Source organism: Dietzia sp. CQ4, assembly GCF_014145125.1.
GTDB lineage: Bacteria > Actinomycetota > Actinomycetes > Mycobacteriales > Mycobacteriaceae > Dietzia > Dietzia natronolimnaea.
Window position 1 is genome coordinate 1 of record NZ_JAALDZ010000036.1, and the last position, 23,787, is coordinate 23,787.

Annotated in this window: 26 protein-coding genes; 12 read left to right on the forward strand and 14 right to left on the reverse strand. The window is 70.0% G+C overall.

The window, feature by feature from the left end:
• Positions 1 to 87: 87 nt before the first annotated feature.
• Positions 88 to 1,512, reverse strand: a complete 1,425-nt coding sequence (locus tag G6031_RS02595; RefSeq protein WP_179525231.1) for an NAD(P)/FAD-dependent oxidoreductase — start codon at positions 1,510 to 1,512, stop codon at positions 88 to 90.
• Positions 1,513 to 1,736: 224 nt separating this feature from the next.
• On the opposite strand from G6031_RS02595, the gene G6031_RS02600 reads away from it, so the two are divergent.
• A complete protein-coding gene (locus G6031_RS02600; RefSeq protein WP_182652345.1) occupies positions 1,737 to 3,077 on the forward strand; it encodes a class I SAM-dependent methyltransferase in 1,341 nt (446 codons plus the stop codon).
• 9 nt (positions 3,078 to 3,086) lie between these two features.
• Positions 3,087 to 3,566, forward strand: a complete 480-nt coding sequence (locus G6031_RS02605) for a nitroreductase family deazaflavin-dependent oxidoreductase (RefSeq protein WP_182609972.1) — start codon at positions 3,087 to 3,089, stop codon at positions 3,564 to 3,566.
• A 6-nt stretch (positions 3,567 to 3,572) separates the two neighbouring features.
• On the opposite strand, the gene G6031_RS02610 is transcribed toward G6031_RS02605, so the two are convergent.
• Positions 3,573 to 4,052, reverse strand: a complete 480-nt coding sequence (locus tag G6031_RS02610; RefSeq protein WP_179525234.1) for a MaoC family dehydratase — start codon at positions 4,050 to 4,052, stop codon at positions 3,573 to 3,575.
• A 142-nt stretch (positions 4,053 to 4,194) separates the two neighbouring features.
• Between G6031_RS02610 and G6031_RS02615 the strand changes: the two genes are divergently transcribed.
• The 3 genes from G6031_RS02615 to G6031_RS02625 all read left to right on the forward strand — a co-directional run bounded on the left by G6031_RS02615 (position 4,195) and on the right by G6031_RS02625 (position 7,651).
• Positions 4,195 to 4,977 carry an acyl-CoA thioesterase domain-containing protein gene (locus tag G6031_RS02615; RefSeq protein ID WP_182644095.1) on the forward strand — a complete coding sequence of 261 codons (783 nt, stop codon included), beginning with the start codon at positions 4,195 to 4,197 and terminating at the stop codon, positions 4,975 to 4,977.
• 221 nt (positions 4,978 to 5,198) lie between these two features.
• Positions 5,199 to 6,632, forward strand: coding sequence for a CNNM domain-containing protein (locus G6031_RS02620; protein WP_182652346.1), 1,434 nt, complete (start codon positions 5,199 to 5,201; stop codon positions 6,630 to 6,632).
• Entirely contained in the window at positions 6,632 to 7,651 is a 1,020-nt protein-coding gene (locus G6031_RS02625) for a CNNM domain-containing protein (RefSeq protein WP_182652347.1), read from the forward strand. The genes G6031_RS02620 and G6031_RS02625 overlap by 1 nt, the downstream gene beginning before the upstream one ends.
• A 21-nt stretch (positions 7,652 to 7,672) precedes the next feature.
• On the opposite strand, the gene G6031_RS19155 is transcribed toward G6031_RS02625, so the two are convergent.
• Together G6031_RS19155 and G6031_RS02635 are read right to left on the reverse strand one after the other, a co-directional pair.
• Entirely contained in the window at positions 7,673 to 8,578 is a 906-nt protein-coding gene (locus G6031_RS19155) for a GNAT family N-acetyltransferase (protein WP_182652348.1), read from the reverse strand.
• Positions 8,579 to 8,705: 127 nt separating this feature from the next.
• Positions 8,706 to 9,059: a cupin gene (locus tag G6031_RS02635; protein WP_179525239.1), complete on the reverse strand. Its 354-nt coding sequence runs from the start codon at positions 9,057 to 9,059 to the stop codon at positions 8,706 to 8,708.
• Positions 9,060 to 9,434: 375 nt separating this feature from the next.
• Here G6031_RS02635 and G6031_RS02640 point away from each other — a divergent pair, with 375 nt between their 5' ends.
• Positions 9,435 to 10,313: a potassium channel family protein gene (locus G6031_RS02640; RefSeq protein ID WP_187702003.1), complete on the forward strand. Its 879-nt coding sequence runs from the start codon at positions 9,435 to 9,437 to the stop codon at positions 10,311 to 10,313.
• Positions 10,314 to 10,340: 27 nt separating this feature from the next.
• Here the strand turns inward: G6031_RS02640 and G6031_RS02645 are convergent, their stop codons facing one another.
• The gene (locus G6031_RS02645) at positions 10,341 to 10,844 is read right to left on the reverse strand and encodes a DUF309 domain-containing protein (protein ID WP_182616273.1); all 504 of its coding nucleotides are present in this window, start codon (positions 10,842 to 10,844) and stop codon (positions 10,341 to 10,343) included.
• Between the two features lie 114 nt (positions 10,845 to 10,958).
• On the opposite strand from G6031_RS02645, the gene G6031_RS02650 reads away from it, so the two are divergent.
• Entirely contained in the window at positions 10,959 to 11,741 is a 783-nt protein-coding gene (locus G6031_RS02650; protein ID WP_017837744.1) for an alpha/beta fold hydrolase, read from the forward strand.
• A gap of 254 nt (positions 11,742 to 11,995) precedes the next feature.
• Entirely contained in the window at positions 11,996 to 12,376 is a 381-nt protein-coding gene (locus tag G6031_RS02655) for an SRPBCC family protein (RefSeq protein WP_182652354.1), read from the forward strand.
• A 524-nt stretch (positions 12,377 to 12,900) separates the two neighbouring features.
• Here the strand turns inward: G6031_RS02655 and G6031_RS02660 are convergent.
• On the reverse strand, positions 12,901 to 14,406 hold the full coding sequence (locus G6031_RS02660; protein WP_182609965.1) for an amidase: 1,506 nt from the start codon (positions 14,404 to 14,406) through the stop codon (positions 12,901 to 12,903).
• A gap of 67 nt (positions 14,407 to 14,473) precedes the next feature.
• On the opposite strand from G6031_RS02660, the gene G6031_RS02665 reads away from it, so the two are divergent.
• Positions 14,474 to 15,433: an alpha/beta hydrolase-fold protein gene (locus G6031_RS02665; protein ID WP_182644105.1), complete on the forward strand. Its 960-nt coding sequence runs from the start codon at positions 14,474 to 14,476 to the stop codon at positions 15,431 to 15,433.
• Between the two features lie 56 nt (positions 15,434 to 15,489).
• On the opposite strand, the gene G6031_RS02670 is transcribed toward G6031_RS02665, so the two are convergent.
• Positions 15,490 to 15,921 carry a DoxX family membrane protein gene (locus G6031_RS02670; protein WP_182652355.1) on the reverse strand — a complete coding sequence of 144 codons (432 nt, stop codon included), beginning with the start codon at positions 15,919 to 15,921 and terminating at the stop codon, positions 15,490 to 15,492.
• 108 nt (positions 15,922 to 16,029) lie between these two features.
• Between G6031_RS02670 and G6031_RS02675 the strand changes: the two genes are divergently transcribed.
• Positions 16,030 to 16,470: a MarR family transcriptional regulator gene (locus G6031_RS02675; protein WP_182644106.1), complete on the forward strand. Its 441-nt coding sequence runs from the start codon at positions 16,030 to 16,032 to the stop codon at positions 16,468 to 16,470.
• A gap of 30 nt (positions 16,471 to 16,500) precedes the next feature.
• Here G6031_RS02675 and G6031_RS02680 read toward each other — a convergent pair whose 3' ends face one another.
• The 3 genes from G6031_RS02680 to G6031_RS02690 are packed head-to-tail and all read right to left on the reverse strand — an operon-like array spanning position 16,501 to position 18,176.
• A complete protein-coding gene (locus tag G6031_RS02680; protein WP_182652349.1) occupies positions 16,501 to 16,938 on the reverse strand; it encodes a PaaI family thioesterase in 438 nt (145 codons plus the stop codon).
• A gap of 23 nt (positions 16,939 to 16,961) precedes the next feature.
• Positions 16,962 to 17,588, reverse strand: a complete 627-nt coding sequence (locus G6031_RS02685) for a GyrI-like domain-containing protein (RefSeq protein ID WP_182652350.1) — start codon at positions 17,586 to 17,588, stop codon at positions 16,962 to 16,964.
• 3 nt (positions 17,589 to 17,591) lie between these two features.
• Positions 17,592 to 18,176, reverse strand: coding sequence for a pyridoxamine 5'-phosphate oxidase family protein (locus G6031_RS02690; protein ID WP_179525247.1), 585 nt, complete (start codon positions 18,174 to 18,176; stop codon positions 17,592 to 17,594).
• A gap of 153 nt (positions 18,177 to 18,329) precedes the next feature.
• On the opposite strand from G6031_RS02690, the gene G6031_RS02695 reads away from it, so the two are divergent.
• Positions 18,330 to 18,485, forward strand: coding sequence for a sigma factor-like helix-turn-helix DNA-binding protein (locus G6031_RS02695; RefSeq protein WP_187700734.1), 156 nt, complete (start codon positions 18,330 to 18,332; stop codon positions 18,483 to 18,485).
• 13 nt (positions 18,486 to 18,498) lie between these two features.
• On the opposite strand, the gene G6031_RS02700 is transcribed toward G6031_RS02695, so the two are convergent.
• Positions 18,499 to 20,868 carry an ATP-binding cassette domain-containing protein gene (locus tag G6031_RS02700; RefSeq protein ID WP_182652351.1) on the reverse strand — a complete coding sequence of 790 codons (2,370 nt, stop codon included), beginning with the start codon at positions 20,866 to 20,868 and terminating at the stop codon, positions 18,499 to 18,501.
• Positions 20,869 to 20,948: 80 nt separating this feature from the next.
• Complete coding sequence (locus tag G6031_RS02705; protein WP_179525250.1) at positions 20,949 to 21,305, reverse strand: hypothetical protein; 357 nt, start codon at positions 21,303 to 21,305, stop codon at positions 20,949 to 20,951.
• Positions 21,306 to 21,458: 153 nt separating this feature from the next.
• Between G6031_RS02705 and G6031_RS02710 the strand changes: the two genes are divergently transcribed.
• Positions 21,459 to 21,803, forward strand: coding sequence for an RNA polymerase-binding protein RbpA (locus tag G6031_RS02710; protein ID WP_179525251.1), 345 nt, complete (start codon positions 21,459 to 21,461; stop codon positions 21,801 to 21,803).
• Between the two features lie 107 nt (positions 21,804 to 21,910).
• Here the strand turns inward: G6031_RS02710 and G6031_RS02715 are convergent, their stop codons facing one another.
• Positions 21,911 to 22,678: a polyprenol monophosphomannose synthase gene (locus tag G6031_RS02715; RefSeq protein ID WP_179526231.1), complete on the reverse strand. Its 768-nt coding sequence runs from the start codon at positions 22,676 to 22,678 to the stop codon at positions 21,911 to 21,913.
• 12 nt (positions 22,679 to 22,690) lie between these two features.
• Positions 22,691 to 23,787 (reverse strand): apolipoprotein N-acyltransferase (gene lnt / locus G6031_RS02720; protein ID WP_182652352.1); only part of this gene is annotated, 1,097 nt, incomplete at its 5' end.

Below are 23,787 nucleotides of genomic sequence, written 5' to 3' on the forward strand. Positions count from 1 at the left end.
AGAACTGCGAGAGCGCCCGGCGGGATGTCCCGCCGGGCGCTCGTCCCGGAACCGATCGACTCGCCGAACCGGCTGAGTCGTCGCGCCTCAGTCGCCGATCGACGTGGTCTCCACGGCCCGGTCGCGGGCCTCCTCCGCCGAGCGGGCCTTCTCATGGGCCGCCACGCGCTCGATGGCCTGTCGACCGTAGACCCACTGTTGCGTGGAGGTCAGCTGGGAGCGGTGGTCACCGCCCATGTGCATTCCCCAGGAGAACATGGTGGTCAGGCGGTTCTTGAACCCGATGAGGTACGCGAGGTGCACCACAAGCCACATCACCCAGGCGATGAAGCCGGAGATCTCCAGCCTGCCCACCTTCACCACCGCGCTGTAACGCGACACGGTGGCCATGGAGCCCTTGTCGAAGTACTTGAACGGCGGTCGCTCGGCGGGGGACCTGCCCTTCTCGACCTCGGCCATGATCTGTTTCGCGGCGTACTTGCCGCCCTGGATGGCGACCTGTGCGACGCCGGGGAGCTTGTCGAGACTCATCATGTCGCCGACGACGAAGATCTCGGGGTGCCCGGGCAGCGAGAGATCCTTCTGCACCAGGACCCGTCCCGCGCGATCGATCTCGGCCTCCGTCTGGTCGGCGAGCATCTTGCCGAGCGTGCTGGCCTGGACGCCCGCGGACCAGATCTTGCAGGTGGCGTCGATCCGGCGGACCGAACCGTCCGGGTCCTTCACCTCGATCCCGCGCTGGTCCACATCGGTGACCATGGCGTTGAGCTGGATCTCGACGCCCATCTTCTCGAGCCGGGCCCGAGCCGCGTTGCCCAGTTTGTTGCCGAACGGCGGGAGGACGGCGGGGGCCGCGTCCAGGAGGATCACCCGGGCGGAGGCGGGATCGATACGGCGGAAGGTGTTCTTCAGGGTGTGCTGGGCCAGCTCCGCGACCTGCCCGGCCATCTCGACACCGGTCGGTCCCGCGCCCACGATGATGAACGTGAGGAGGCGGCGGCGCTCCTCGTCGTCCTCGGTGACCTCCGCCTGCTCGAAGCAGCCGAGGATCCGGCTGCGCAGTTCGAGGGCGTCGTCGACGGTCTTCATGCCGGGGGCCCAGCGTTCGAAGTGGTCGTTGCCGAAGTACGACTGATTGGCGCCGGCGGCCACGATGAGACTGTCGTACTCGAGGTCGAACTTGATGTGACCGGCCGAGGCGTAGACCGTCTTGGCGGCCACGTCGATCTTGTTGACGTCACCGAGGATGCAGGTGACGTTCTTCTGGTCGCGCAGGATGAGCCGGGTGGGCGGGGCGATCTCGCCCACAGAGAGGATGCCGGTCGCGACCTGGTAGAGAAGCGGCTGGAAGAGGTGGTGCCCGGTCTTGGCGACCAGGGTCACGTCCACATCCGCCTTCTTCAGTTGCTGGGCCGCGAAGAGCCCGCCGAAGCCGGACCCGATGATGACGACTCGGTGCCGGCGTCCGGCCGGTGCGGTGGCGGTGACCTGGTCGTGTGCGGGCTCGGTCATGGCGGCTCCTGGTGAAGGTGAGACTGTCGTGGTGAGCGCGGGGCTCGCCGATCGGGTCCCCGGGCGGGTCACGCGCGGGAACGAGTCCCCAGGGTAGTGGTATGCGGTAGCCGGTGCACACGTAGTGGGCTCGCCGCGGTGAACGCTCCCCCCGTCGCGCCTGACCCGCCCGGGCGACGTGCGGCGGTACCGTCCCACTGACGACACCCCTGAGGAGGGACCCGGTGGTCAGACTCGAACCGCAGACCGTCGACCTCGATCGTTGGCCCGCGCTCGCGGAGCCGGACGGGATGGGCGGACAGGCCGCGGGGGAGGTCGCCCAGGCCCTGAGGAGGTCGACCAGGGACCTCGGTCTGAGGATCGACTACCCGGATTCGACGGCGGCGGGCGAGTACGACGCCCCCGTCCGAGTGGTCCTGCGGGAGCCCGAGCGCTTCTGGGCGCGCCTCGCGTCCGCCGGGGTGCTCGGCCTGGGAGAGTCCTATATGGCCGGTGAGTGGACGACCACCGACCTCGGCGCGGCCATAGGAACCCTCGGCCCGTGGATCGCGGGGAACTCCGACTGCGCCCACCCGGGTGAACGAGCCTACGGGCGCGACGGTCGCGGGAGCCCCGGTGGTGGGCGACGGCGCGGGGGACCGGTGGTGGTGGAGCTCGAGGATTCCGTTCCCGGTGCGCTCACCTCCCTCTACACCGACGAGACGATGTCGACGGCGGGCGCCGTGTTCGCCTCCGGTGCACGCACCCGTGCACGGATGGAGGACGGGACCGACGTGGTCCACCTCGAGGTCCCGGCGTCGCCCCCCCGGCGCAACGACCTGGGGGACGCCCAACGGCGGTCGGCCGACACGCTGCTCACCCTTGCCGGCGTCGGGGCCGGCACCCGGGCCCTCGTCGCCACTCCCGGGTGGGGTGAGTTGCCGATGCGGGCCGCCGAGCGCGGGGCCCACGTACGGACGATGACCGCGTCGACCGAGCGCCTGGCGGCCCTCGGGTCGAGATTCGCGGCGGCGGGGCTCGACGACGAGATCACGCTCTTCCTGGGCGGGCCGGCGGACGCGCGGGGGAAGGTCGACGCGGTGGTCGCGGTCGATCCCGGGGTCACGGCGGGTGTCGCCGGATACGCGGAGGTCCTGGACGCGGCTGAGAGGCTGCTGGTTGACGGCGGCAGGCTCGCGATCGCCGCGGTGGTGTCCCCGGAGCGCCCCCGACCGGCGGTCGTCGAACTCGCCGCGTGGGGCTCGAGGTACGTCTCCGAGGCGGGCCCCGTGGTGCCCTGGTCGGAACTGGTCTCGGCCATCGACCGCTCTCCGCGGCTGCGTCTGCTGGGGCGGATCGAGGCGACGTCGCACCACGCCGAGACGGTGAGGTTGTGGTCCGAGACGTTCGCCCTCCGGGGGCGGGACGCGGCGGCACTGGGGTTCGACGCCGTGTACCGGCGCATGTGGGCGTTCCATCTCGCGGCGCTCGAGGCCGGGCTGCGCAGGGGGTGGCTCGAGTCCGTCCAGGTGGTCGCCACGGCGAAAAGCACCCTGACCCACCTCGACGGTCCGCCCACGTCCTAGGGTTCGTTCATGAGCAACTTTCTCACCCCGATCGCGATCTGGTTCGGACGTCAGGACGCGACGCGGGAGAACTCCCACCTCGTGGTGACGGTCGACAAGTGGATGAACAGGATCTCCGGTGGCCGCGTCCCGCTGCTCCGGGTGGCGGGGCTGCCCACGCTCACGTTGCACGTCCCGGGCAGGAAGTCCGGTGAGCCGCGCGACACCCCGCTGCTGTTCGCATCGTGGCGCAACGGCCTGGTGGTCGTCGGCTCCAACTGGGGGGGCGAGAAGGCTCCTGCGTGGGTGCACAACCTCCGCGCGGCGGGGGAGGGCGAGGTCGACGTGTCGGTCTACGGCGCCAGGCTCACCGTGGACGTGCGGGAGGTGGCCGAGGACGAGCGGGCGTCGGCCTGGGACGCCGCCGTGAAGGTGTGGCCGAACTACGAGATCTACGCCACCCGCACGACCAGGCACCTGCCTCTCTTCCACCTCACGCCCAGGCTCTGAGACGGCTCAGCGGCGGGCGACCATATTGAGCGCCGTGGCGGTGAGGACCGGTTCGTCGTCCTGGTTGACCAGCGTCACATCCGTGGTGAGCACCCCGCGGTCAGGCTTGCTCCTGGAGGGGCGGACACCGGTCGTCTCGCAGATCAGGGTGAGACGGTCGCCGGGTCGCAGCGGCCGGACCCAGCGGAGCTCGTCGATCCCGGGGGACGCCAGGCTCGCGACAGCGGTGAGGTAGTTGTCGGCGAACAGGCGCATCATGAGCGCCGCGGTCTGCCAGCCGCTCGCGATCAGTCCTCCGAACGGGCCGTGAGCGGCCGCCTCGGGATCAGTGTGGATGCTCTGCGGGTCATACCTGCGGGCGAACTCCATGATCTCCTCGGCGTCCACCGACTCCTCACCGAAGCGGTACGTGCGTCCTTCCTGATAGTCGTCGAGGTACCTGTCGTCGACAGGGGTGTCGAAGGTGTCGTACTGCTCGGCGGTCATCTGTCACTCCTGGGCGCAGGGTCGGGCTCGTGCTTCCGGATCAGAGTCAACCGCACGCGGGTGACGGTGGGTGCCGATTCACGGTCGGTCCCCTCATCACGTGGTAGTCAGTTAGTGACAGTTCACTCGATGGGGGGCATGCGTGGCGTACTTCGAGCGACTCGGTGACCGATGGTTCGACCCGACCTCACACACCACCGGGGCCTGGGATCCGGCGGTGCAGCACATCGGCCCGTCGTTCGGGTTGCTCGTGCACGAGGTGGAGGGTGATCTACGACGTCGGCGGGACGATCCCATGGTGATCTCGCGCCTGACCTACGAGATCCTCGGCACCGTGCCCATGGACCCGGTCGCGGTGGACGTGCAGGTGGTCAGACCGGGGCGCACCATCGAGCTCGTGGAGGCCACGTACGGACTCGCGGATCGCGTGGGAGTGCGCCTGCGCGCCTGGCTGCAGCAACCGAGAGACACCACGGAGCTCGAGGCCGTCGGCCTCGACCCGATCCCGGGACCGACCGACATGCCGCAGTGGGACCCCACCTCGGTCTGGCAGGGCGGGTACCTGGCGTCCGCGGAGGTCCGCCGGGACTCGGTCGGGCCGGGGAGGGCTCGCTACTGGGTGCGCACCGACGTTCCGCTGGTCGCACGCGAGTCGGTGGGCGGGCTGGCCCGGTCGGCAGCACTGTTCGACATCGCCAACGGAATGGCGGTCCGCGCGGCTCCCGAGGACGTGCAATTCCCCAACATCGACCTCACCGCCCACCTCTTCCGCGAGCCACGAGGGGAGTGGGTCGGGTTCGACACCCGGGTGAGCTTCGGTCCGGGCGGGCTCGGGCTCACCTCGAGCACCCTGCACGACGAGTCGGGCCCGATCGGTACCCTCGCGCAGACCCTCACCGTCCGCCCCGTCACCCCGGGACGGTGATCGCGGCCGGGGAGTCGTGGTCCCGGGGGGCGGATTGCGTCATCCTCGGGGAGTCATCTACATCGACACACGAAACGGAGTGTGTGAGAGGCCCTGATGGGTACCCCCTCTGAAAGGACCGGGTCGGACGACGACCCGGGACCTAGTCGCCCTCCTCGTACTTCTCAGGTCCACGGCGCTCGAGTGCCGACACGGCGTCTCCCGAGGGGGGAGGTGGCCCCGTGGTCCTGACCCTTCTGATGTTGTTGCTGGGGATCCTCGCGATCCTGGCCATCATCGCCGCGAACGGCTACTTCGTGGCACAGGAATTCGCCTACATGTCCGTGGACAGGAACAGGCTCAAGGCACTGTCCGAGGCGGGAGACGTCGCCGCCCAGCGGGCACTGAGGGTCACGCAACGGACGTCCTTCATGCTGTCGGGTGCCCAGTTGGGCATCACGGTCACCGGCCTGCTGGTCGGGTACGTGGCCGAACCGCTGGTCGGCGAATCGCTGGGGACCCTCCTGGGCGGGGTCGGAGTCCCCGCGGCGGTGAGCGTCACGGTGGGCACCGTCCTGGCGTTGGTGGCCGCGACCGTGGTGCAGATGATCTTTGGCGAGTTGTATCCCAAGAACCTGGCGATCGCGAGCCCGGAGCCCCTGGCCCGCGGTCTGGCGCGGTCCACCACCCTCTACCTGACCGTGTTCGGCTGGCTCATCGTGGTGTTCGACCGGGCGGCGAACCTGCTGCTCAGGGTGGTCGGGGTCACACCCGTCCACGATCTGGACTCCACGGCCACCGCCGAGGATCTCGAGCGAATCGTGGCGGACGCCCGGGAGAGCGGCGATCTGCCCGAGAACCTGTCCGTCCTCATCGACCGGATCCTGGACTTCCCGGATCGCACCGTCGAGCACGCGATGATCCCGCGTCCCCAGACCAGCGTGGTGGGCCCGGATGACACCGTCGGAGAGGTCCGGACGTTGATGGCCTCGGGACACACGAGGTATCCGGTGGTCTCGGAGACTCTGGAGCCGCTGGGGGTCGTTCAGTTGGCCGACCTGCTCCGCGTGGGAGCGAAGGCCGACACCCCGGTCTCAGAGATCATGCGCCCACCGGTGGTCCTGCCCTCGTTGATGTCCCTGCCCCATGCGCTGTCGACGCTGACCCGGTCGAAGACGCAGCTCGCGGCGGTGGTCGACGAGTACGGGGGCTTCGCGGGCGTGTTGACGATCGAGGATCTGGCCGAGGAGTTGGTGGGGGAGCTGACCGACGAACACGACACGGAACCCGAGTCGGTCATCGCGGTCGTGGACGAGGGGATCTGGCGGATGGACGGTGACGTCCACGTCGACGAGGCCGAGAGATCGCTCGGTCATGAGCTTCCGCACGGAGATTACGAGACCATGGCGGGGTTGACCATCTCCGCGCACGGCGAACTCCCGGAAGTGGGTCAGACCGTGCGGGTCAAACTGCCGATCGAGCCCCGGGAACTGATCGCCGAGACACCGCTTCAGTTAGCCCTGGAGATCGAGGTCCTCGAGGTGACCCGGCTGGTCCCCGGCGAACTGCTGGTCCGGTTGGTGGACTCCCAGGAGGAGCACCCGGGGCGTCCCGGGGACGACGGACACCCCGCGACGGGACACGGGCTCGAGCCGGGACGGGGGGAGGAGCAGTGATGGACAATTCACTCGTCGTCGCCGCGATCACCGTGGCGTTGATCGTCCTGAGCGCCTTCTTCGTGGTGATCGAGTTCGCGCTTCTCGGGGCTCGTCAGCACCGGCTCGAGAAGGACGCGGAGAGGAGCGCCTCGGCGCGGGCCGCCCTGCGGGGGATCAACGAGCTGACCGTCATGCTCGCGGGCGCCCAGCTGGGGATCACCGCCTGCACCTTCGCGCTGGGCGCGGTCACCAAGCCGGCCGTCGACGCCTGGCTCGGGCCTGTCCTCGCCTCCCTGGGCGCGCCGGTACAGGTGGCCGGGGGCGCCGCGTTCGCGCTGTCACTGCTGTTCGTGACGTTCCTCCACCTGGTGGTGGGGGAGATGGCCCCCAAGTCGTGGGCCATCGCGCATCCGGAGTTCTCCGCCAAGTTCATCGGGATTCCCTCCCGGGGCTTCATCTGGGTCTTCCGGCCGCTCCTGCGGTGGGTGAACGAGGTCGCCAACCGACTGGTCTCCGCCAGCGGTGTCACCCCGGTCGAGAGGGCCGCGGTGGGAGGTCAGGATGCCGCCACGATCCGGCAACTCGTCGAGCATTCGGCGTCGGTCGGCGCCCTGGACGAGACGTTCAGTTCCCCGCTGACCGGAGCGCTCGGCCTCGATCAGCTGACGGTGGGGTCACTCGTCGACACCGACAGGGCACCCACCGCGGTGGCCGCGGAGGCCACCGTGGCGCAGGTCCAGGAGGCCGCGGCTCGGACGGGACACATGCGCATCCTCCTCCTCGACGGGGATTCCACTCCGGCGGTGGTGCATGTGCGCGACACGCTGATGGAGCAGGAGGGCCACCCGGCGCGGGACCTGGCCAGGCCGGTGATGCTGCTCGACACCCGGACGCCGGTGTACGAGGCGCTCGCGGTGTCGCGGGAGCGGAGCGAGCAACTCGCCGCGGTCATGGATCACGACCGGTTCGTCGGCGTGATCACGATCTCGGACATCCTGCGCCACATCCTTCCCGAGGAGTCCGGAACCGTCGGCTGACGTGGCGTCACCCCTCAGGGGTCAGAGCTGCCGCAGGTAGCACCGCATCCCGGAGCCGGTGTCCGGGTCGTGGTCGGAGAAGCCGTGACGTTCGTAGAACCGCCGGGCGCCGAGGTCGTCCGAGTCCACGTTGATGAGTATCTCCTCGCAGCCGCGCCGTCGGGCCTCGGACGCCGACCGGTGCAGGACCCCGGTTCCGATGCCGGCGGCCCTGAGGTCCGGGCGAACGTAGAGGTCCTCGAGCTGGGCGAGGGGACCGTCCCAGTACGGGGTCGGGCGAAGGGTGAGAAAGGCGAAGCCGACATCGGTCCCGGCCCCGCGGCCCCGGGGGAGTCCGGCGATGACGGCGAGGACGTCCTCGCGCTCGAGGAGTCGCTCGAACCGTGTCGCCGCCTCTGCCGCGCTCGGGGTGGCGCAGTCGAACTCGGTGTTGAAGTCGTGGAGCAGGCGCCCGAGTGAGGTCGCGTCCGCCGGACCCGCCACGCGGATATCCGCTTGTGCGGCGGGACGCGCAGAAGACGGGGGGACCGGAATACGTTCCCCCTCGAGGAGGCCCTTGAGCCGATCCAGGTCGGCTGCCACGGTGGCGGCGTCCTGCTCGAACTCGTCGTCGTCGTCGGAGAGCTGACGGACGGTCATGACCACCTCCGCGCCGTCCGGATGGGGCAGGACCCGGAGCGGATTGTGGACCGTCGCGCCGTCGGGCAGGGTGACCTCGTGGTCCAGGATCCCGAAGTCGTTCCTGGGGACGAATCGGACGCTCACCCTCCCCATGGGGGAGTCGACGACCAGGGTGTCGCCGTCCACGGAGGCCTGCGCGGTGGCCAGCCCAGACGCCCAGGTGGCGAGCTTCGTGTGGTCGGAGGCGAGGTCGTAGACGTCCGCCGGGGAGCGGTGGATCACCGTGCTGACGTGGCGCGTGCGCATCTCGTCAGTGTCCGTCACTCGCCGGCACTGCGCCAGGGGTTCGGCGTCAGGGGTTCGGCGCCGGGGGTTCGGCGACAGAGCTCCCGCGTCGGGACACCGTCTCCGGGACACCGCGGTCGGGATCGGCTCAGGCGGAGGGCGGATCGGCGTGGCTGCCCGTTCCCTCGATGCCGGTGACGGTGGTGAGGAGGAAGACCGAGTCCTCCAGGGCCGTGACGGCGTGCCGGTGGTGGGTGAGGGCGTGGAGTTCGCCGGCGCCGATGTCGACCGTGGTCTCGCCGGTCACCCGCACCGCCCCCCGGAGCAGGTAGAGGCTCGCTGCCGGGGGAGAGTTGTGCTCCTCGAGTTCGGTGCCCGCCGTCAGGGCCAACAGCGACTGGCGGAGAGGTCCTTCGTGGACGATGATCTCGGCGTGTCGGCCGTGCGGGGCGTCCGCAGCTCGGGCGAGTATGCGATCGGCGGTGTCGTTGACAGTGGTCATGGGTCGATCTCCCAGCCTTGACGGGTGCGTGCCCCTGACGCTACGCGCATCCCCGGGGCCCCGGACCCGTGGAGACGGAAGCGTGTGGCGCGGATCCCGCGCAAGGCCGCACCCGGTGGCGTCCGGCCCGTCGGCTCGGGCCGCCCATGCACCCGAGACGCTGCCCGCCAGGCGAAGGGATAGCATCCGGGCACGGCGCGCGGTGCCGAGGCGGCGTGAGGACGACCCTCGATGTCCGCCGGGTGGGGCCACCCTGTGCCACCCATGACTGCGGCCCGCCGCCGCCCGTTCACCAGCGCCCGTTCACCAGCGCCCGGTGAGTGGACCCGCGGGGAGATCCCGGGGTCGTGGTCGACAGCTGACGGAAGAGGACAGATGGACATCGCCGTGACAGTGGTCGGCGCCGGGATCATCGCTCTCGGCCTGATGGACGTGTTTCGCGCGCTGATGCACCCACGCAGCGAGGCGGCACTCAGCAAGGTGGTGTTCTCCGCACTGTGGGCGGTCTCCCGGCGGTTCGGGCACCGTCTGGGCTCGATCGTGGGCCCCGCGGGGATGGTGGTCACTGTTCTGGTCTGGGTGTTGCTGCAGGCAGTGGGGTGGGCGCTGGTCTACCTCCCGCATGTCCCGGACGGATTCGACTACTCCTCCGGAATCGACCCCGGTCGATACCCGGTCGCCGCCGAGGCGCTCTACGTGTCCCTCGTGACCCTGGCCACCCTGGGGTTCGGGGACGTGGTGGCCACGGAACCTCTCATCCGCGTTCTGGCCCCGGTGGAGGCACTGACGGGGTTCGCGCTGCTGACCGCGTCCCTCACCTGGTTCATGCAGATCTATCCGCCGCTCTCGCGTCGTAGCGCACTGGCCCTGCGGCTCCACGGATTGGCGGAAGCCGACTTCGCCGCGGCGGTTCGAGACCTCTCCCCGGACACCATCTCGCGGGTGACGGAGGGCCTCGCCGCGGAGATCAACGTCGTGACCGTGGATCTGACACAGCATTCGGAGACCTACTATTTCCAGGAGGCCAATCCCTACCAGGCGTTGTCCCGCCAGGTGCACTACGCGCTGGAGCTGTGTGATGCCGTCGCGGAGGTCGACACCGTGGAGGCGCGTGTCGGGGCAAGTACGTTGTCGGCGTCGCTGGACCGCCTCGCGGTGCCACTCAGCCAATTCACCGGCCGGGAGGGGGACGCCGGAGTCCGAGAGGTCCTCGCCGCGTACTCCGCGGATCACCAGCGGGCCGCGCGCGGCTGAAAGGCCGTCCCGAACGGTGACGAGGCCCTAGCGCGGACGTGGCCGGTGCTTCAGATGCGGTCTCAGTCGAGGGGGAGCGGGGACTGTGCCTCGGCGGAGTTCGGTGATGAGGTCGCTGGCGTGGGTGACCAATCCGGCGGCATCGATCCCGTGGGGTGCCGGGCCGTCCCGGCCACCGATACGGTCGGCCGCACGCTCGAGTAGCGCCAGGGCCCCCGTGGTGTTGCCACGCTGGATGTGGGTGATGCCCACTGCCAGCTGGGCGAGGCCTTGCCAGAGCTCCCGCTCGTCGGCGGGGGAGCTCTTCCACGCGCCTTCCAGCACCTCGTGCGCGTGGAAGGCGAGGCCGCGGTCCAGCAGGTCCTGCGCCCACGCCAGCGATGCGTCGGGGGGCAGGTCCAGGTCGTCGGGAATGCGCTCGACTCCGACGCTCCCCGGTGGCAGAGGTCGGCCGAGTTCGTCGCGGGGACGCGCGTTGCGCGCGCGGCCGTCCTCGTCACGATCGCGGTCGATGCCGTCCGGGGTGCGCATCTCTAGATCGTCCCATCCGTCGTCGCCGGTCTGCCACCTCGGACCCGGGCACCGGGCCCCGATCGTGGCACGTCGCACGCGACCTGTCCGCCGCGCACTCCGTAGGCTTGACTGATGACGTTGCATCATGTTCGACGCGGTCAGGGCAGTCCACTACTTCTCGTACACGGCCTCGGCGCGGGGTGGCGATCGTGGGAGCCCATCATCGACGACCTGGCCGCGAGCCGGGAGATCATCGCGGTCGACCTGCCGGGGTTCGGCGAGTCCCCTCCGCTCGACGGTGAGGTCTCCATAGCGACGTTGACCGACGCGGTCGCCCGGTTCATCGACGAGTCGGGCCTGCACGGGGTCTCCACGGCCGGGCAGTCGATGGGTGGGCGGATCGTGCTCGAGCTGGCCCGGCGCGGCGTCGGTGGTGACACCGTGGCGTTGGACCCCGGTGGATTCTGGAGCGATCGTGAGCTGGCGATCTTCAGCGCCACCCTGCGACCGTCGATCGCCCTGGTCAGCGCACTGCGCGGAGCGCTTCCGGTTCTGCTGGGTAATCCGGTGAGTCGGACCGCGCTGCTGGCGCAGCTCTCCGTGCGCCCCTGGGCCCTGCCGGCGCGGACCGTGCTGCCCGACGTGGCGGGACTGGCCGACGCGCCTGGGACGGGCGCGGCGATGGACGCGCTGACGAAGGGCCCGAAGCAGCAGGGCGCCCCCGCGGGCTCGGTCCCGGGACGGGTCACCATCGGTTGGGGTCGCCGCGATCTGGTGACACTTCCGGCCCAGGCTCACCGAGCCGCGCGCGCGTTCCCCGACGCGACACTGCACTGGTTCGATCGGTGCGGCCACTTCCCGCAGTGGGACGCGCCCCGGGAAGCGGTTCGGCTCATCCTGGACCGGACCAGCTGACTCGGCGGGTTCCGATGGGGTGTGGTGGCAACCACCGTCGACGGTTGCGCCTGCGCGGTGCTCTGCCACCATGGGGTGATGATCCGTCGCGTCCGCGAACAGGGGAGTCCGCTGTCGCCGGGGTGGAGCGGCCCACCGCGAGGAGTTGGCGGACAGCGCCGCGAGCTGAGGGGCCGGGCCGGACGATGACACACCTCGCATCCGCCACGTGGCTGAGTTCGATGATCAGAGTCCGCACGACGCTTCGGCGCGGGATGTGGACGACCGAACTGCGGATGAACGTGGACCCGGAGACCGTGTGGACGGTCATCACCGATGTGCGGTGTTGGCCGCGATGGGGGCCCACCGTCTCGGATGCCCAAATCGACGGCGACTCCGGCTTGACGGCCGGTGCGCGGGGGACGGTCACGACCGTGGCGGGCCTGTCCCTGCCGTTCGAGATCACCGACTTCGTTGATCGGCGACTGTGGGCGTGGAGGGTGGCCGGTGTGAATGCGACCCGGCACGAGGTCATCGGAGTGCCGGGCGGTTGTGTCGTCAGCTTCGGGGCCCCGGTCTGGGCGGCGGGATACCTACCGGTGCTGGCTCTCGCGTTGCCGCGGATCGAACGGATCTCGGTCGAACGAGCTCACTGAGACGGGTCGGCGCCGGTGGGGGCGTGATGTGAGCACGAGGCCGTGAGCATCTGACCGATGGGCTGCAGAGATCCTCACGCAGCAGGTCGGGGTTCTGACTTTACATAATGTAGATTATCGGCACTTAACCATAAGGCTGATAGCAGTGGGCCCTGCAGCGATGCTGTCGATCGTGCCGCCCGGTTGTCGGGCCCGGCGCCGCGTGCTTCTGTCGGGCTGTTCCGGGTCGCCCCGCTCATCGGCTGAGGTCGCCACCATATCGACGCTGTCTCCGCCCATGTCGTTCGCGACGGCCGACTCCGTCGTGGGGTGACGCCCTGTGGGCGGCCTGGCCCCGAGGTGTCACCCGGTACCGCCGGGCGTGGACTCTGGCGGGCGGAACCAGTCAGACGGGTGGAACCCGACCTGACGGGTTAATCGCCGGCTCTTCGGGGCGACACCGGGGCGGCTGGCTGGCTGCGCTCACAACGTCACGGTGACGTTTCCAGGGGCACTCCCCGTGTTGCCGGGTGACGTTCCCCGAGCTATCGAGGTCGCCCCGCGCCGGCGGGTACGGGCGGCCGCCGGTGATCCCACGGCACCGCCTGCTCGAGCTGACCGGCGAGGCGCAGGAGCATGGATTCACCCCCGAGCTGTGAGATGAACTGCACCCCCATGGGCACGCCCTCCGGGGTCCGGTGCAGAGGCAGCGAGAGCGCCGGTCGGCCGGTGAGATTGGCCAGCTGGGTGTACGGGATCCAGTTGAGGTTGTTGTCGATCATCGATTCCACGAGCCCCGAGCGTCGCAGCAGTCCGGCTGTCCGGGTCTTGAGTAGCCCGGTCGCCGCACGGTGTGCCAGTCGAGGGGTGTCCAGCGCGCCGATACGCGGCGGCAGGTCGGCCAGCGTGGGCGTGACCAGGAGGTCGTAGCCGTCGAAGAAGGCCGACAACCGCCGCACGTGCTCGTGTCGACGCATCACCGTGTCGACGTACTCGACACTGCTGTGCGCTCGTCCGAGGGCCGCCATGATCTGCGTGTCGAGCTCGAAGTCACCGTCCCGGCACCCCGTGCGCCGCTTGGCGTCGTCGACCTGCCACGCCAGGACCACGAACCAGGTGGCGAGGAAGTCGCGGGCCAACGCCAGGTCGTCGACCGGTTGCTCGGTGAGCAACTCCACGTCATGACCGAGGTCGGACAGCGTCCGTGCGGCCGCCTCCACCGACGCCAAGGCCTCCGGATGGGGCTCGGAGTTGATCGAGGATGCGGTGCACACACCGATCCGCAGCCGTCCCGGATCCTGACCGACCTGCGAGAGGAAGCTCTCGGTGGGCACCCCGGGAACGTAGGGTCCGCTCGGCTCCCCTCCCGCCAACACGTCCAGCATCGCCGCGGAGTCGCGGACGGAGCGCGAGATCACGCCGTTCGTCGCCGCACCGTGCATCGCCTCCCCGAGCGACGGCCCCATCGGAACCAGGCCGCGGCCCGGTTTGAGTCCGACCAGCCCGCAGCAGGCGGCCGGGATGCGGATCGAACCGCCGCCGTCGCTGGCCCCCGCCACGGGGACGACACCGGCCGCGACCGCCGCGGCTGACCCTCCCGAGGAACCTCCGGGCGTCCTGCTCGCATCCCACGGGTTGCGGGCGGGACCGAAGAGGTCCGGTTCGGTGATGCCCTTCGCGCCGAACTCCGGGGTGTTGGTCTTGCCGAAGATGACGAGGCCCGAGTCGAGCCAGCGCTGTACCACTGTCGAATGCTCGGCCGCCGGGATACGGGACAGGGGCCGCGAGCCACCGCTGGTCGGCACCCCGCGGTAGTCCTGACCGAGGTCCTTGATGAGGAAGGGAACGCCGGCGAAGGGGCCGTCGAGCGGCCCCGCCACCCGTTCCCGGGCCCGGTCGTCCATCCGCTGGACGATGGCGTTGAGGTGCGGATTGACGGCGTCCGCCTGCTGTAACGCGACCTCGAGCAACTCGCCCGCGGTCACCTCTCCCGACCTGACCGAGTCGGCCAGGCCGAGGGCGTCGTGGCGACGATACTCATCGATGTGCATGGATTGTGAGTGTACTCAGAGGCCGTCCGCCTGGGCGGGTGAGCGCGAGATGCGCCAGACTCGGGGCATGACGGAGTCGACGTTCCCCCGACCCCTCCGGGCCGTGGCGTGCCTCGTGCTCACGATCGCGATGGGCGCGTGTGCAGGACAGTCCGGGGATCGCTCCCCGCCCGCGTCGATCCCGACGGATGAGTCGCGGGATCTGACCAGCCACTCGACAGTGCTGGACGACCTCACCCGGAACTGGACCGTCTACCGCCCCCCGGCGGCGGAGGACCCCTCGGCGCCCGTACTGCTCGTCATCCACGGGACCGGGGACACCGGCTCGGGGATCCGCAACGGGATAGGTCCTGACCTGGAGCGCCTGGCCGACGACGAGGGCTTCGCGATCGTCTACGTCGACGGCCACGAGAACAACTGGAACGAGTGCCGGAGGGAGGGCGAATGGCCCGCCAAGGAGGACGACCTCGACGACGTGGGGCTCTTCCGGCAGGCCGCCGGGTCGCTCGGGACGACCGGCCCGGTCTACGCGGTGGGCTTCTCCTCCGGCGGACACATGGCCATGCGACTCGCCCTCGAGGCGCCGGACCTCGTCGACGGGGTCGCGGCGGTGGCCGCCAATCCCCCGACCCGGGAGAACCTGGGCTGTGGGGTCGATGGCGAGCCGGTTCCGATCATGTTTGTCCAAGGGCGTCAGGACCCGATCAACCCGATCGACGGTGGTGAGGTCCGCGTGGGATCGGGCCTCGCCGCGCAGTCGCGGGGCGAGGTGCTGTCCGCCGTGGACGGCGCGGAGTGGTTCGCCCGACACAACGGGGTCGCGGTCGACGGGTCGTCCCCGTCGGTCAGTCGTGAGGGCGACGCCGAGACGATCACCTGGGAAGGCCCGGATCCCGTGCGGCTGGTGATGGTGGACCGGGTCGGCCACTCCTTCCCCACCCTGTCCGGCAGGTGGGGCCGCGACGGTGGGGCCCGGTACGACGCGCCCGGCGAGATCTGGCGGTTCTTCTCCCCCGGCCCGCCGTGAGGACGACCGGTCGACCCGGCTCACCCGGGCCGCACTGAGCGTGTCGGTGCCGGTGGTCAGCCGCGTCGGCCGCGCCACGCTCTCCACGCCCCGGTGGACCACAGTGCCCACGCCACCAGGAGGGGCTGGAAGAACAGTCGGATGAGGCGGGCGCGGTCGGTGTCCAGTCCGAAGGCGGCCGTGCCGGTGACGTACTGCGAGATGTTGCCGGGGAAGATCGCGACGAAGAAGCCGGCGGTGATCCATCCCACGGCGGGCCGGAATCTCGTCGGCGCCAGGATGAGGGCGGCGCCCAGTCCTATCTCGACGACACCGGAGGCCAGCACCACGAAGTCCGGGTCCAGGGGCACCCAGGTGGGCACCTGGGCCTGGAACTCCTGCCGCATGGTGGTCAGGTGTCCCACGCCGGCGCCCAGCAGTGCGGCGCCGAGGGTCCAGCGTCCCAGGTGACGGATCACCTCGCCGGCCCGGCCCGGGCGTCGTGTCATCCGGGTGCCGGTGCGTCCGGCCGGTCGCGTACCTGGGGTGTGCTCCATGACAGAAGTATTGCGCACAACTCAATTGTGCGCAATCGAATTCTGCGGGACAATGGGGAGATGGACGCCGATCTCCGCCTCGACCAGCAGGTCTGCTTTGCCCTCTACGCCGCTTCCAGGGCGTCGACAGCGGCCTATCGGGAGGCCCTGGCCTCGGCCGGGCTCACCTATCCCCAGTATCTGGTGATGCTCGCCCTGTGGGAGGAGGACGGTCTGACGATCCGACAGCTGGGCGACCGGATGCTCCTGGACTCCGGCACTCTCTCCCCGCTGATCTCGCGGATGGAGGCCGCCGGACTGGTGTCGCGTCACCGGGCGGGCGGGGACGCCCGGAGTGTGACCGTCGTGCTGACCGACGCCGGGCACGCCCTCCGCGACGAGGCGGGCCGCATCCAGTGCTCCCTGTTGGAGAAGCTGGACCTGCCGGCGGAGGACCTCCTCGAGTTGCGTCGATTGGCGCGGAGTGTCGTGGCGGCGCTGGAGCGTGCCGACGCGACGTGAGTCCGGGGCGCCGCCGGGCCCCGGGTGGGGTCAGCTGTGCCGAGCCGGATCCGGCCGCGGAACGTTCTGCAGCCTGAGTTGGCCCCTCGCGAGTACGGTGCCGCTCTCGGACTGGCGGATCACCACGTCCCACAGCTGCTGACCGCGCCCCTGGAACAATGCTTCCGCGCTCACGTCGACCCGCCCGCCGGTCGACGCCCGCAGGAAGTCGGTGCCGTTGTGGACGCCGACCGCGATCTGGCCCCGGTCGGCCACGGCGGCTCCGGCGCCCGCGCCGCCCGCGGACTCGACGATGCTGGCGTAGACACCTCCGTGGACGGTCCCCCACGCGGTGAGGTGGTCCTCGCCCAGAAGCGCATGGCCCCTGAGGCTCGTCGCGGTCACCTCGTCGATGACGAGTCCTGAGGCTCGGACGAACCTGCTCGCGTCATCGGAAGAGGCGTCGGGGAATCCGTCGGAGGTGGTCATGAGTTCTTTCTACCCGCACCCGATCACTGCTCCGCGGCGCTCGCCACGGGTTGGCGCAGTATCGTCCGCAGCCGAGCCGGTTCGGTCTTGCGCGCGTCGGAGAGGTAGATCTCGTGGTGGTGCCCCGAGGCGATCAGGCCGCGACCGGTGATGGCCTCCTCGTGCATCCGGGCGATGACCGGACCCTCCGCGTCGTACGGTCCGACGTGCAGGGTCTGGACGGCCGGGCCCTCCGCGAATTCCTCGAGGCGGACCCGGTCCACCGCGACGTGAGGCTTCCTCCGGGTCACCGTCTCCACGGTGGAGGCCACCATGTCCTCGGTGACCCGGTCCGGCTGCCAGATCATCATGGTCCACGCCCAGGCGTCCTTGTCCCGCGCGGTGAACACCCCGAGGTCGTCGGCGTACCAGAGACCCTCGAGCGGGCCGACGGTGTGGACTCGCCCGAGTTCGACCTTGGCCACCGCCCGCACCGCATAGGAGCACGTGTACAGCGCCTCGAGCACCTTGCCGTAGTCCGCGGAGGTGTTGGGGTTCCCCGAGCCGTCGGCCGTGAGGAATCGCATCGGTGGTACCTCGACCGGGTCGAACCTCCCGACTGTGCCGTTGTAGAGGTCCCTGCGCTCCCGTTTGATGTCGAAGGTTCCCACGTCTCACCCTTCCCGCAGTTCGTCGATCTGCCGGCGGTACACCTCGGTGAGGTCATCGATGTACGCGCGATCCCACCTCGGCGTGATGTGCTTGCTGCAGTTGGCGTCGGCGGCCACGAGATCCACGACGATCGCCCTCTCGACATGCCCGGTGTAGGTCCTCTCCCCCATCGAACGCAGGCGCCCGATCAGGTCCGGGTCCCGGTCCGGTTCGATGACCCGGGCGTGACCGAACACCTTGAGCCTGGCCCGGGTGGGATAGTCCACGAAGAGCAGACAGACGCGCCCGTCGTGGTCCATGTTGCCCACGGAGACGTACTGACGGTTTCCGCGGAACTCCAGCCACGCGAGAGAGGTGTGCGTCAGGACGTGGACGAACCCGGTGGGTCCCCCGCGGTGCTGGACGTACGGCCACCCGGACTCGGTGACGCTCGAGAGGAGGAAGTGGTCGGCGCGCCGGATCAGCGCGGAGTCCGTGCCCTCCAGGGCGAATTCGCCGGTCTCCGTCGGCCTGGTGACGCCCGTCGACTCCTGCCGTGCACGGGCGGCGGGACCGAACGCGATCTCGGGATATCGGTTGGTGGGCATGACCACGACCCTAGTCCGCCGTACCGGACCGTCAACTCTGATTGACGCGCCCGGTGCTGTCAACGTAGGTTGACGAACGAGGTGAGGAATGTGAACACGACCTATGACGACGCCGACGACCACGAGGACGACACGCCGAACCCGGTCGCCCGCCTGGCCGCGATCGCGGAGGCGAGGGCGGCGCTCGCCCGGGAGGAGTCGGCGGCGGTCCGACACGCTCGGCTGCACGGGTTGAGCTGGGCGGAGATCGGAGTCGTCCTCGGAGTGAGCAAGCAGGCACTGCACAAGCGGTTCGGTAAGGCGGGGTGATCGCCGGTACCCCTCACCCGATCGCGGGCTCGACACCCTCCGCCACGTACCGCGCGAGGTGCTCACCGGTGAGCGTGGACCGGGCTGCCACGAGCTCGGCGGGCGTGCCCTCGAACACGACGCGGCCGCCACCGTGGCCGGCCCCGGGACCGAGGTCGATGATCCAGTCCGCGTGGGCCATGACGGCCTGGTGGTGCTCGATGACGACGACGGACCTGCCCGCGTCCACCAGCCGGTCGAGCATGCCCAGCAGGTTCCGGACGTCGGCCAGATGCAGGCCGGTGGTCGGTTCGTCGAGCACGTAGACCTCCGCTTTGTCCGCCATCTGCGCGGCCAGCTTGAGACGTTGCCGCTCCCCTCCCGACAGCGTGGTCAGCGGTTGTCCCAGCCGGACGTAGCCCAGTCCCACGTCGCGGAGCCGGAGCAGGATCTTGTGCGCGGCCGGGATCCGCGCCGGTCCCTCGCGGAAGAACTCCTCTGCCGTGGCCACCGACATCGCCAGGACCTCACCGATGTTGCGCTCCCCCAACCGGTACTCCAGGACCTCGGCCTGGAAGCGCCGGCCCTCGCAGTCGTCGCACGTCGTGGCGACCCCCGCCATCAGACCGAGATCGCTGTAGATCACGCCCGCCCCCTTGCACGTGGGGCACGCGCCCTCGGAGTTGGGGCTGAACAGGGCGGGTTTGACCCCGTTTGCCTTGGCGAAGGCCTTCCGGATGGGCTCGAGCAGCCCGGTGTAGGTGGCCGGGTTGCTGCGGCGGGACCCGCGGATCGCGGCCTGGTCGATCGCGACCACACCGGGACGTGGGGAGACCGACCCGTGGATGAGCGAGCTCTTCCCGGAGCCGGCCACGCCGGTCACCACGCACAGCACGCCCAGCGGGATGTCGACGTCCACGTCCCGGACATTGTGGGCGGTCGTGCCCCGCACCTCGAGGTGGCCGGTCGCCCTGCGGACCCCGTCCTTGAGCGTCGCGCGGTCGTCGAGGTGGCGGCCGGTGACCGTGTCGCTTCCCCGGAGGCCGGCGACCGACCCCTCGTAGCAGATCTCGCCACCGGTGGACCCGGCACCGGGCCCCAGGTCCACCACGTGATCGGCGATGGCGATGATCTCCGGCTTGTGCTCCACCACGAGGACGGTGTTCCCCTTGTCACGCAGCCGCAACAGCAGGTCGTTCATCCGCTGGATGTCGTGCGGGTGCAGACCGATCGACGGCTCGTCGAACACATAGGTCACGTCGGTCAGCGCCGACCCCAGGTGTCTGATCATCTTGACGCGCTGCGACTCACCACCGGAGAGCGTGCCGGCCGGCCGGTCCAGGGAGAGGTAGCCCAATCCGATCTCCACGAAGGAGTCCAGGGTGTGCTGCAGCGCGGCGAGCAGCGGGGCGACCGATGGTTCGGAGAGCCCGCGAAGCCACTCGGCCAGGTCGGTGATCTGCATGGCGGAGGCATCGGCGATGTTCAGTGCGCCGATCCGCGACGATCGTGCGCCCTCGTTCAGGCGGGTGCCGTCACACTCCGGACAGGTGGTGAACACCACGGCTCGCTCCACGAATGCCCGGATGTGCGGCTGCATCGCCTCGACGTCCTTGGCCAGCATCGACTTCTGGATCTTCGGGATGAGCCCCTCGAAGGTCACGTTGATCCCGTCGGCCTTGATCTTGACCGGTTCCCTCCGGAGCAGGTCGTGCATCTCCTGTTCGGTGAAATCGCGGACTGGCTTGTCCATGTCGAAGAAGCCGGACCCCGCGTAGATGCGTCCGTACCACCCGTCCATCGAGTACCCGGGTACCGTGATGGCCCCCTCGGCGAGGGACCTGGACCGGTCGACCAGAGCGTCGACGTCGAAGTCGGACACCGACCCACGCCCCTCGCACCTGGCGCACATCCCGCCGGTGATGGAGAACTCCGCCTTCTGCCGGGTGCCGTCCGCTTTCGTCAGGATGCCCGCCCCGCTGGCGGACGCGACGTTGAACGAATACGCCTTGGGTCCGCCGATGTGCGGCTCCGCCAGTCTGCTGAACAGGATGCGCAGCAGGGCTCCGGTGTCGGTGGCCGTGCCGACCGTCGAACGTGGGTCGGACCCCATGCGCTCCTGATCCACCACGATGGCGGTGGTGAGGCCGTCGAGGAGGTCCACGTCGGGGCGCGCGAGGGTGGGCATGAAGCCCTGGAGGAACGCGCTGTAGGTCTCGTTGATCATCCGCTGGGACTCGGCGGCGATCGTGGCGAAGACCAGTGAGCTCTTGCCGGAACCGGACACCCCGGTGAAGACGGTGAGCCGTCGTTTGGGCAGGTCGACGTTGATCGACTTCAGGTTGTTCTCCCGCGCCCCCCGGACGCGGATGACGTCATGGGAATCGGCGATGTGCTCACTCACGGGGCGTCTCCTCGCTGGGGTGTCTGCGGACAACCGTAGGTGCCGGACACCCCGCCGGGGAGGGATACCTCAGTCGCGGTTCACCTCAGTCGTTCGGCGCGCCGGGCAGCGTCCACCAGGTCACCGGACATCCGGGCCAACTCGGTGGCGTCCTCTCCCTCGAGGATCGCGGTGCGCAGGTCCTCGCACGCGCACCTGAGCTGGAACATCCGGTCCATGAGGTCCGTCGACTCGGCTTCCGAGAGCACCACCGTCCCCTCCGGCAGTTCGCGGACCCGCAGAGACTGCCGTTGCTCGTAGGCGCGCTGACGGCACGACCGGCGGCAGTACCGTCGTCGTCGGCCCGTGTCGCCCTCGTCCACCGGACGCCCGCACCACGCGCACGAGGCCTCGCCCCGCCGAGGCGGGGGTTGAGCGGCGGGGGCGTCGGTGTCCACGGAGGTCAGGGTACCGAGACGGTCCCCGGCTGGCCTGCTGCCCTATCCCGTGGGAACATTTGGGGGGTCACCTGGCGTTACATCACCAGGAACACGGCAGCGTCGTGTCGCAGGCAGCTGGACAGACGGACGAACACGGTAGAAGGAGTTCGCATGGCAGATCGAGTCCTCAGAGGCAGCCGCCTCGGTGCGGTGAGCTACGAGACCGACCGGGACACCGATCTCGCGCCCCGGCGGATGGCCAAGTACCAGACGGAGAACGGCGAGGTGTACGAGGTCCCGTTCGCCGATGACGCCGAGATCCCCGGGACCTGGATGTGCAAGAACGGCCAGGAGGGCCAGCTCATTGACGGTCCGGCGGTCGAGGTCAAGAAGGGCAAGCCGCCGCGTACCCACTGGGACATGCTCCTCGAGCGTCGCTCGCTCGACGACCTCGAGGACCTGCTCAAGGAGCGGATGGACATCCTCAAGAAGCGTCGGCGCGCCGGCGCCCGCTGAGCATCCTGACGCCGGGCATCACGACCCGGCAAGGACGCCCCGGCCCCCTCACGGGGCCGGGGCGTCCTGCGTTCAGGGGTGCCAGGTCGGCTCCGGAGGGCGCCGGCTCAGCGCCGGACGAGTGACGTCAGTTGACGGCGCCGCTTCTCCCAGCCCCAGCGGGCCACGTTCACGGCGGCCTCCCGGAAGATCGACTCGCTCATTTTGGACTGCCCGACGGTGCGCTCGGTGAAGGTGATCGGGACCTCGACGACCGTGCCCCCGGAGTTCAGCAGCCGCCAGGTCATGTCGATCTGGAAGCAGTAGCCCTTCGACTCGATCGCGTCCAGGTCGAGGCGTGTCAGTGACTCACTGCGATAGGCCCGGAAGCCGGCGGTGATGTCCTTGATGCCCACCCCCAGCATGATCCGGGAGTAGACGTTGCCGCCGCGGGAGATCACGTGGCGCTGCCACGGCCAGTTCTCCACGCTGCCGCCGGGCACGTAGCGCGACCCGATCACCAGGTCCGCGCCGTCGTCGACCGCCGCGAGCATCGCGGGCAGGCGCTCGGGCGGGTGGCTGCCGTCCGCGTCCATCTCCACCAGCACGGTGTAGCCGCGCTCCAGTCCCCAGCGAAATCCGGCGATGTAGGCCGCCCCGAGCCCCTGCTTGCCCGGGCGGTGCAGCACGGTGATCCGCCCCCGCGTGTCCCCGGCGGCGAGCTGGTCGGCGACCTCCCCCGTGCCGTCGGGGCTGTTGTCGTCCGCGATGAGGACAGCCACGTCGGGAGCTGACGCGAGCAGACGCTCGACGACGCCGGGCAGGTTGTCCCGCTCGTCGTACGTGGGGATGATCACCAGGGTCCGCGCGGACGCAGCGGCGGGCTCAGGCGCCATCGGATCGGTCACTTACGTCTCCTCGTGCTCGGTCGCGGGTCGCTGCCGGGTGCGGATCAACGCCCATCCCAGGCCGACGAGCCCGATGAGACAGCTCACCATCTGCGGTATGCCGCCCAGTCGGGTTGCCATCGTACCGGCGGTCCCCAACTCGACCCGCGCCGCCAGCGTCGCGGGCTCGAAGATCCCGGTCTCCTGGAGCACCTCACCGTCGGGGCCGATCACCGCGCTGACCCCGCTCGTGGCGGCGATGAGGACGGGGACGTGGTGCTCCACGGCCCGGACCCGCGACATCGCGAGTTGCTGGTAGGTCATCGGGGATCTGCCGAACGTCGCGTTGTTGGTGGGCACGGTGAGGATCTGCGCGCCGCGCGCGATCGGTTCACGGGCCGCGGCGTCGAAGGCGATCTCGAAGCAGATGGCCACACCGAGGTCGATCCCGGCCGCGGTGATGAGCCCGGTGCCGTCGCCCGGGACGAAGTGCCCCGCGGTCCGGGCGATCGGGAACAGCGCTTCGAGCGGCGCGCGGAGGGGCAACCACTCCCCGAATGGCTGGATGTACTTCTTGTCGTGACGGTCGACCACCGGCCCGGCGGCGGAATCGGACGATCGGCCGTCCCAGACCAGGTACGAGTTGGTGGCCTCGGGGCCGTCACCCACACGCAGGACGGTGCCCACGAGGATCGGGGCGTCCAGGCGTCGGGACAGGGCGGTGATCTGGTCGCCGGCCAGTCTGTCGGCCAGGGGCGAGATGTCGGAGGCGTTCTCCGGCCACAACACCAGGTCGGGCCGGGCCGCCGTACCGGCCTCGACGTCGTCGGCGAGCTCCGAGGTTACCCGCAGATGGTTCTCGAGGACCGCGCGTCGCTGGGCGTTGAAGTCCAACCCGAGGCGGGGGACGTTGCCCTGGACGACGGCGACGTCGGCCGTCTCCCCCGGCGCCCCGGTGGTGGTGTCGACCGTGGTGACCGCGACCAGTCCCACGGTGAGGAGCGGGACCGCCAGGAGCCCGGTGGCCGCGCGCGACGGCTGGCGGCGGCGCGCCAGCAGCAGGACGGCGAGCCCGATCGAGGCACCCGTGGCCGCGACCGCGAACCCGAGCAGCGGCG

What these genes read in the sequence shown, in the direction of transcription:
- G6031_RS02660 (WP_182609965.1), bottom strand. Translation starts at nt 14,406, where the DNA reads ATGCACATCGATGAGTATCGTCGCCACGACGCCCTCGGCCTGGCCGAC.
- G6031_RS02635 (WP_179525239.1), bottom strand. Translation starts at nt 9,059, where the DNA reads ATGACCACTGTCAACGACACCGCCGATCGCATACTCGCCCGAGCTGCG.
- G6031_RS02675 (WP_182644106.1), top strand. Translation starts at nt 16,030, where the DNA reads ATGGACGCCGATCTCCGCCTCGACCAGCAGGTCTGCTTTGCCCTCTAC.
- G6031_RS02665 (WP_182644105.1), top strand. Translation starts at nt 14,474, where the DNA reads ATGACGGAGTCGACGTTCCCCCGACCCCTCCGGGCCGTGGCGTGCCTC.
- G6031_RS02655 (WP_182652354.1), top strand. Translation starts at nt 11,996, where the DNA reads ATGTGGACGACCGAACTGCGGATGAACGTGGACCCGGAGACCGTGTGG.
- G6031_RS02670 (WP_182652355.1), bottom strand. Translation starts at nt 15,921, where the DNA reads ATGACACGACGCCCGGGCCGGGCCGGCGAGGTGATCCGTCACCTGGGA.
- G6031_RS19155 (WP_182652348.1), bottom strand. Translation starts at nt 8,578, where the DNA reads ATGCGCACGCGCCACGTCAGCACGGTGATCCACCGCTCCCCGGCGGAC.
- G6031_RS02610 (WP_179525234.1), bottom strand. Translation starts at nt 4,052, where the DNA reads ATGACCGCCGAGCAGTACGACACCTTCGACACCCCTGTCGACGACAGG.
- G6031_RS02680 (WP_182652349.1), bottom strand. Translation starts at nt 16,938, where the DNA reads ATGACCACCTCCGACGGATTCCCCGACGCCTCTTCCGATGACGCGAGC.
- G6031_RS02595 (WP_179525231.1), bottom strand. Translation starts at nt 1,512, where the DNA reads ATGACCGAGCCCGCACACGACCAGGTCACCGCCACCGCACCGGCCGGA.
- G6031_RS02690 (WP_179525247.1), bottom strand. Translation starts at nt 18,176, where the DNA reads ATGCCCACCAACCGATATCCCGAGATCGCGTTCGGTCCCGCCGCCCGT.
- G6031_RS02650 (WP_017837744.1), top strand. Translation starts at nt 10,959, where the DNA reads ATGACGTTGCATCATGTTCGACGCGGTCAGGGCAGTCCACTACTTCTC.
- G6031_RS02640 (WP_187702003.1), top strand. Translation starts at nt 9,435, where the DNA reads ATGGACATCGCCGTGACAGTGGTCGGCGCCGGGATCATCGCTCTCGGC.
- G6031_RS02605 (WP_182609972.1), top strand. Translation starts at nt 3,087, where the DNA reads ATGAGCAACTTTCTCACCCCGATCGCGATCTGGTTCGGACGTCAGGAC.
- G6031_RS02645 (WP_182616273.1), bottom strand. Translation starts at nt 10,844, where the DNA reads ATGCGCACCCCGGACGGCATCGACCGCGATCGTGACGAGGACGGCCGC.
- G6031_RS02715 (WP_179526231.1), bottom strand. Translation starts at nt 22,678, where the DNA reads ATGGCGCCTGAGCCCGCCGCTGCGTCCGCGCGGACCCTGGTGATCATC.
- G6031_RS02625 (WP_182652347.1), top strand. Translation starts at nt 6,632, where the DNA reads ATGGACAATTCACTCGTCGTCGCCGCGATCACCGTGGCGTTGATCGTC.
- G6031_RS02710 (WP_179525251.1), top strand. Translation starts at nt 21,459, where the DNA reads ATGGCAGATCGAGTCCTCAGAGGCAGCCGCCTCGGTGCGGTGAGCTAC.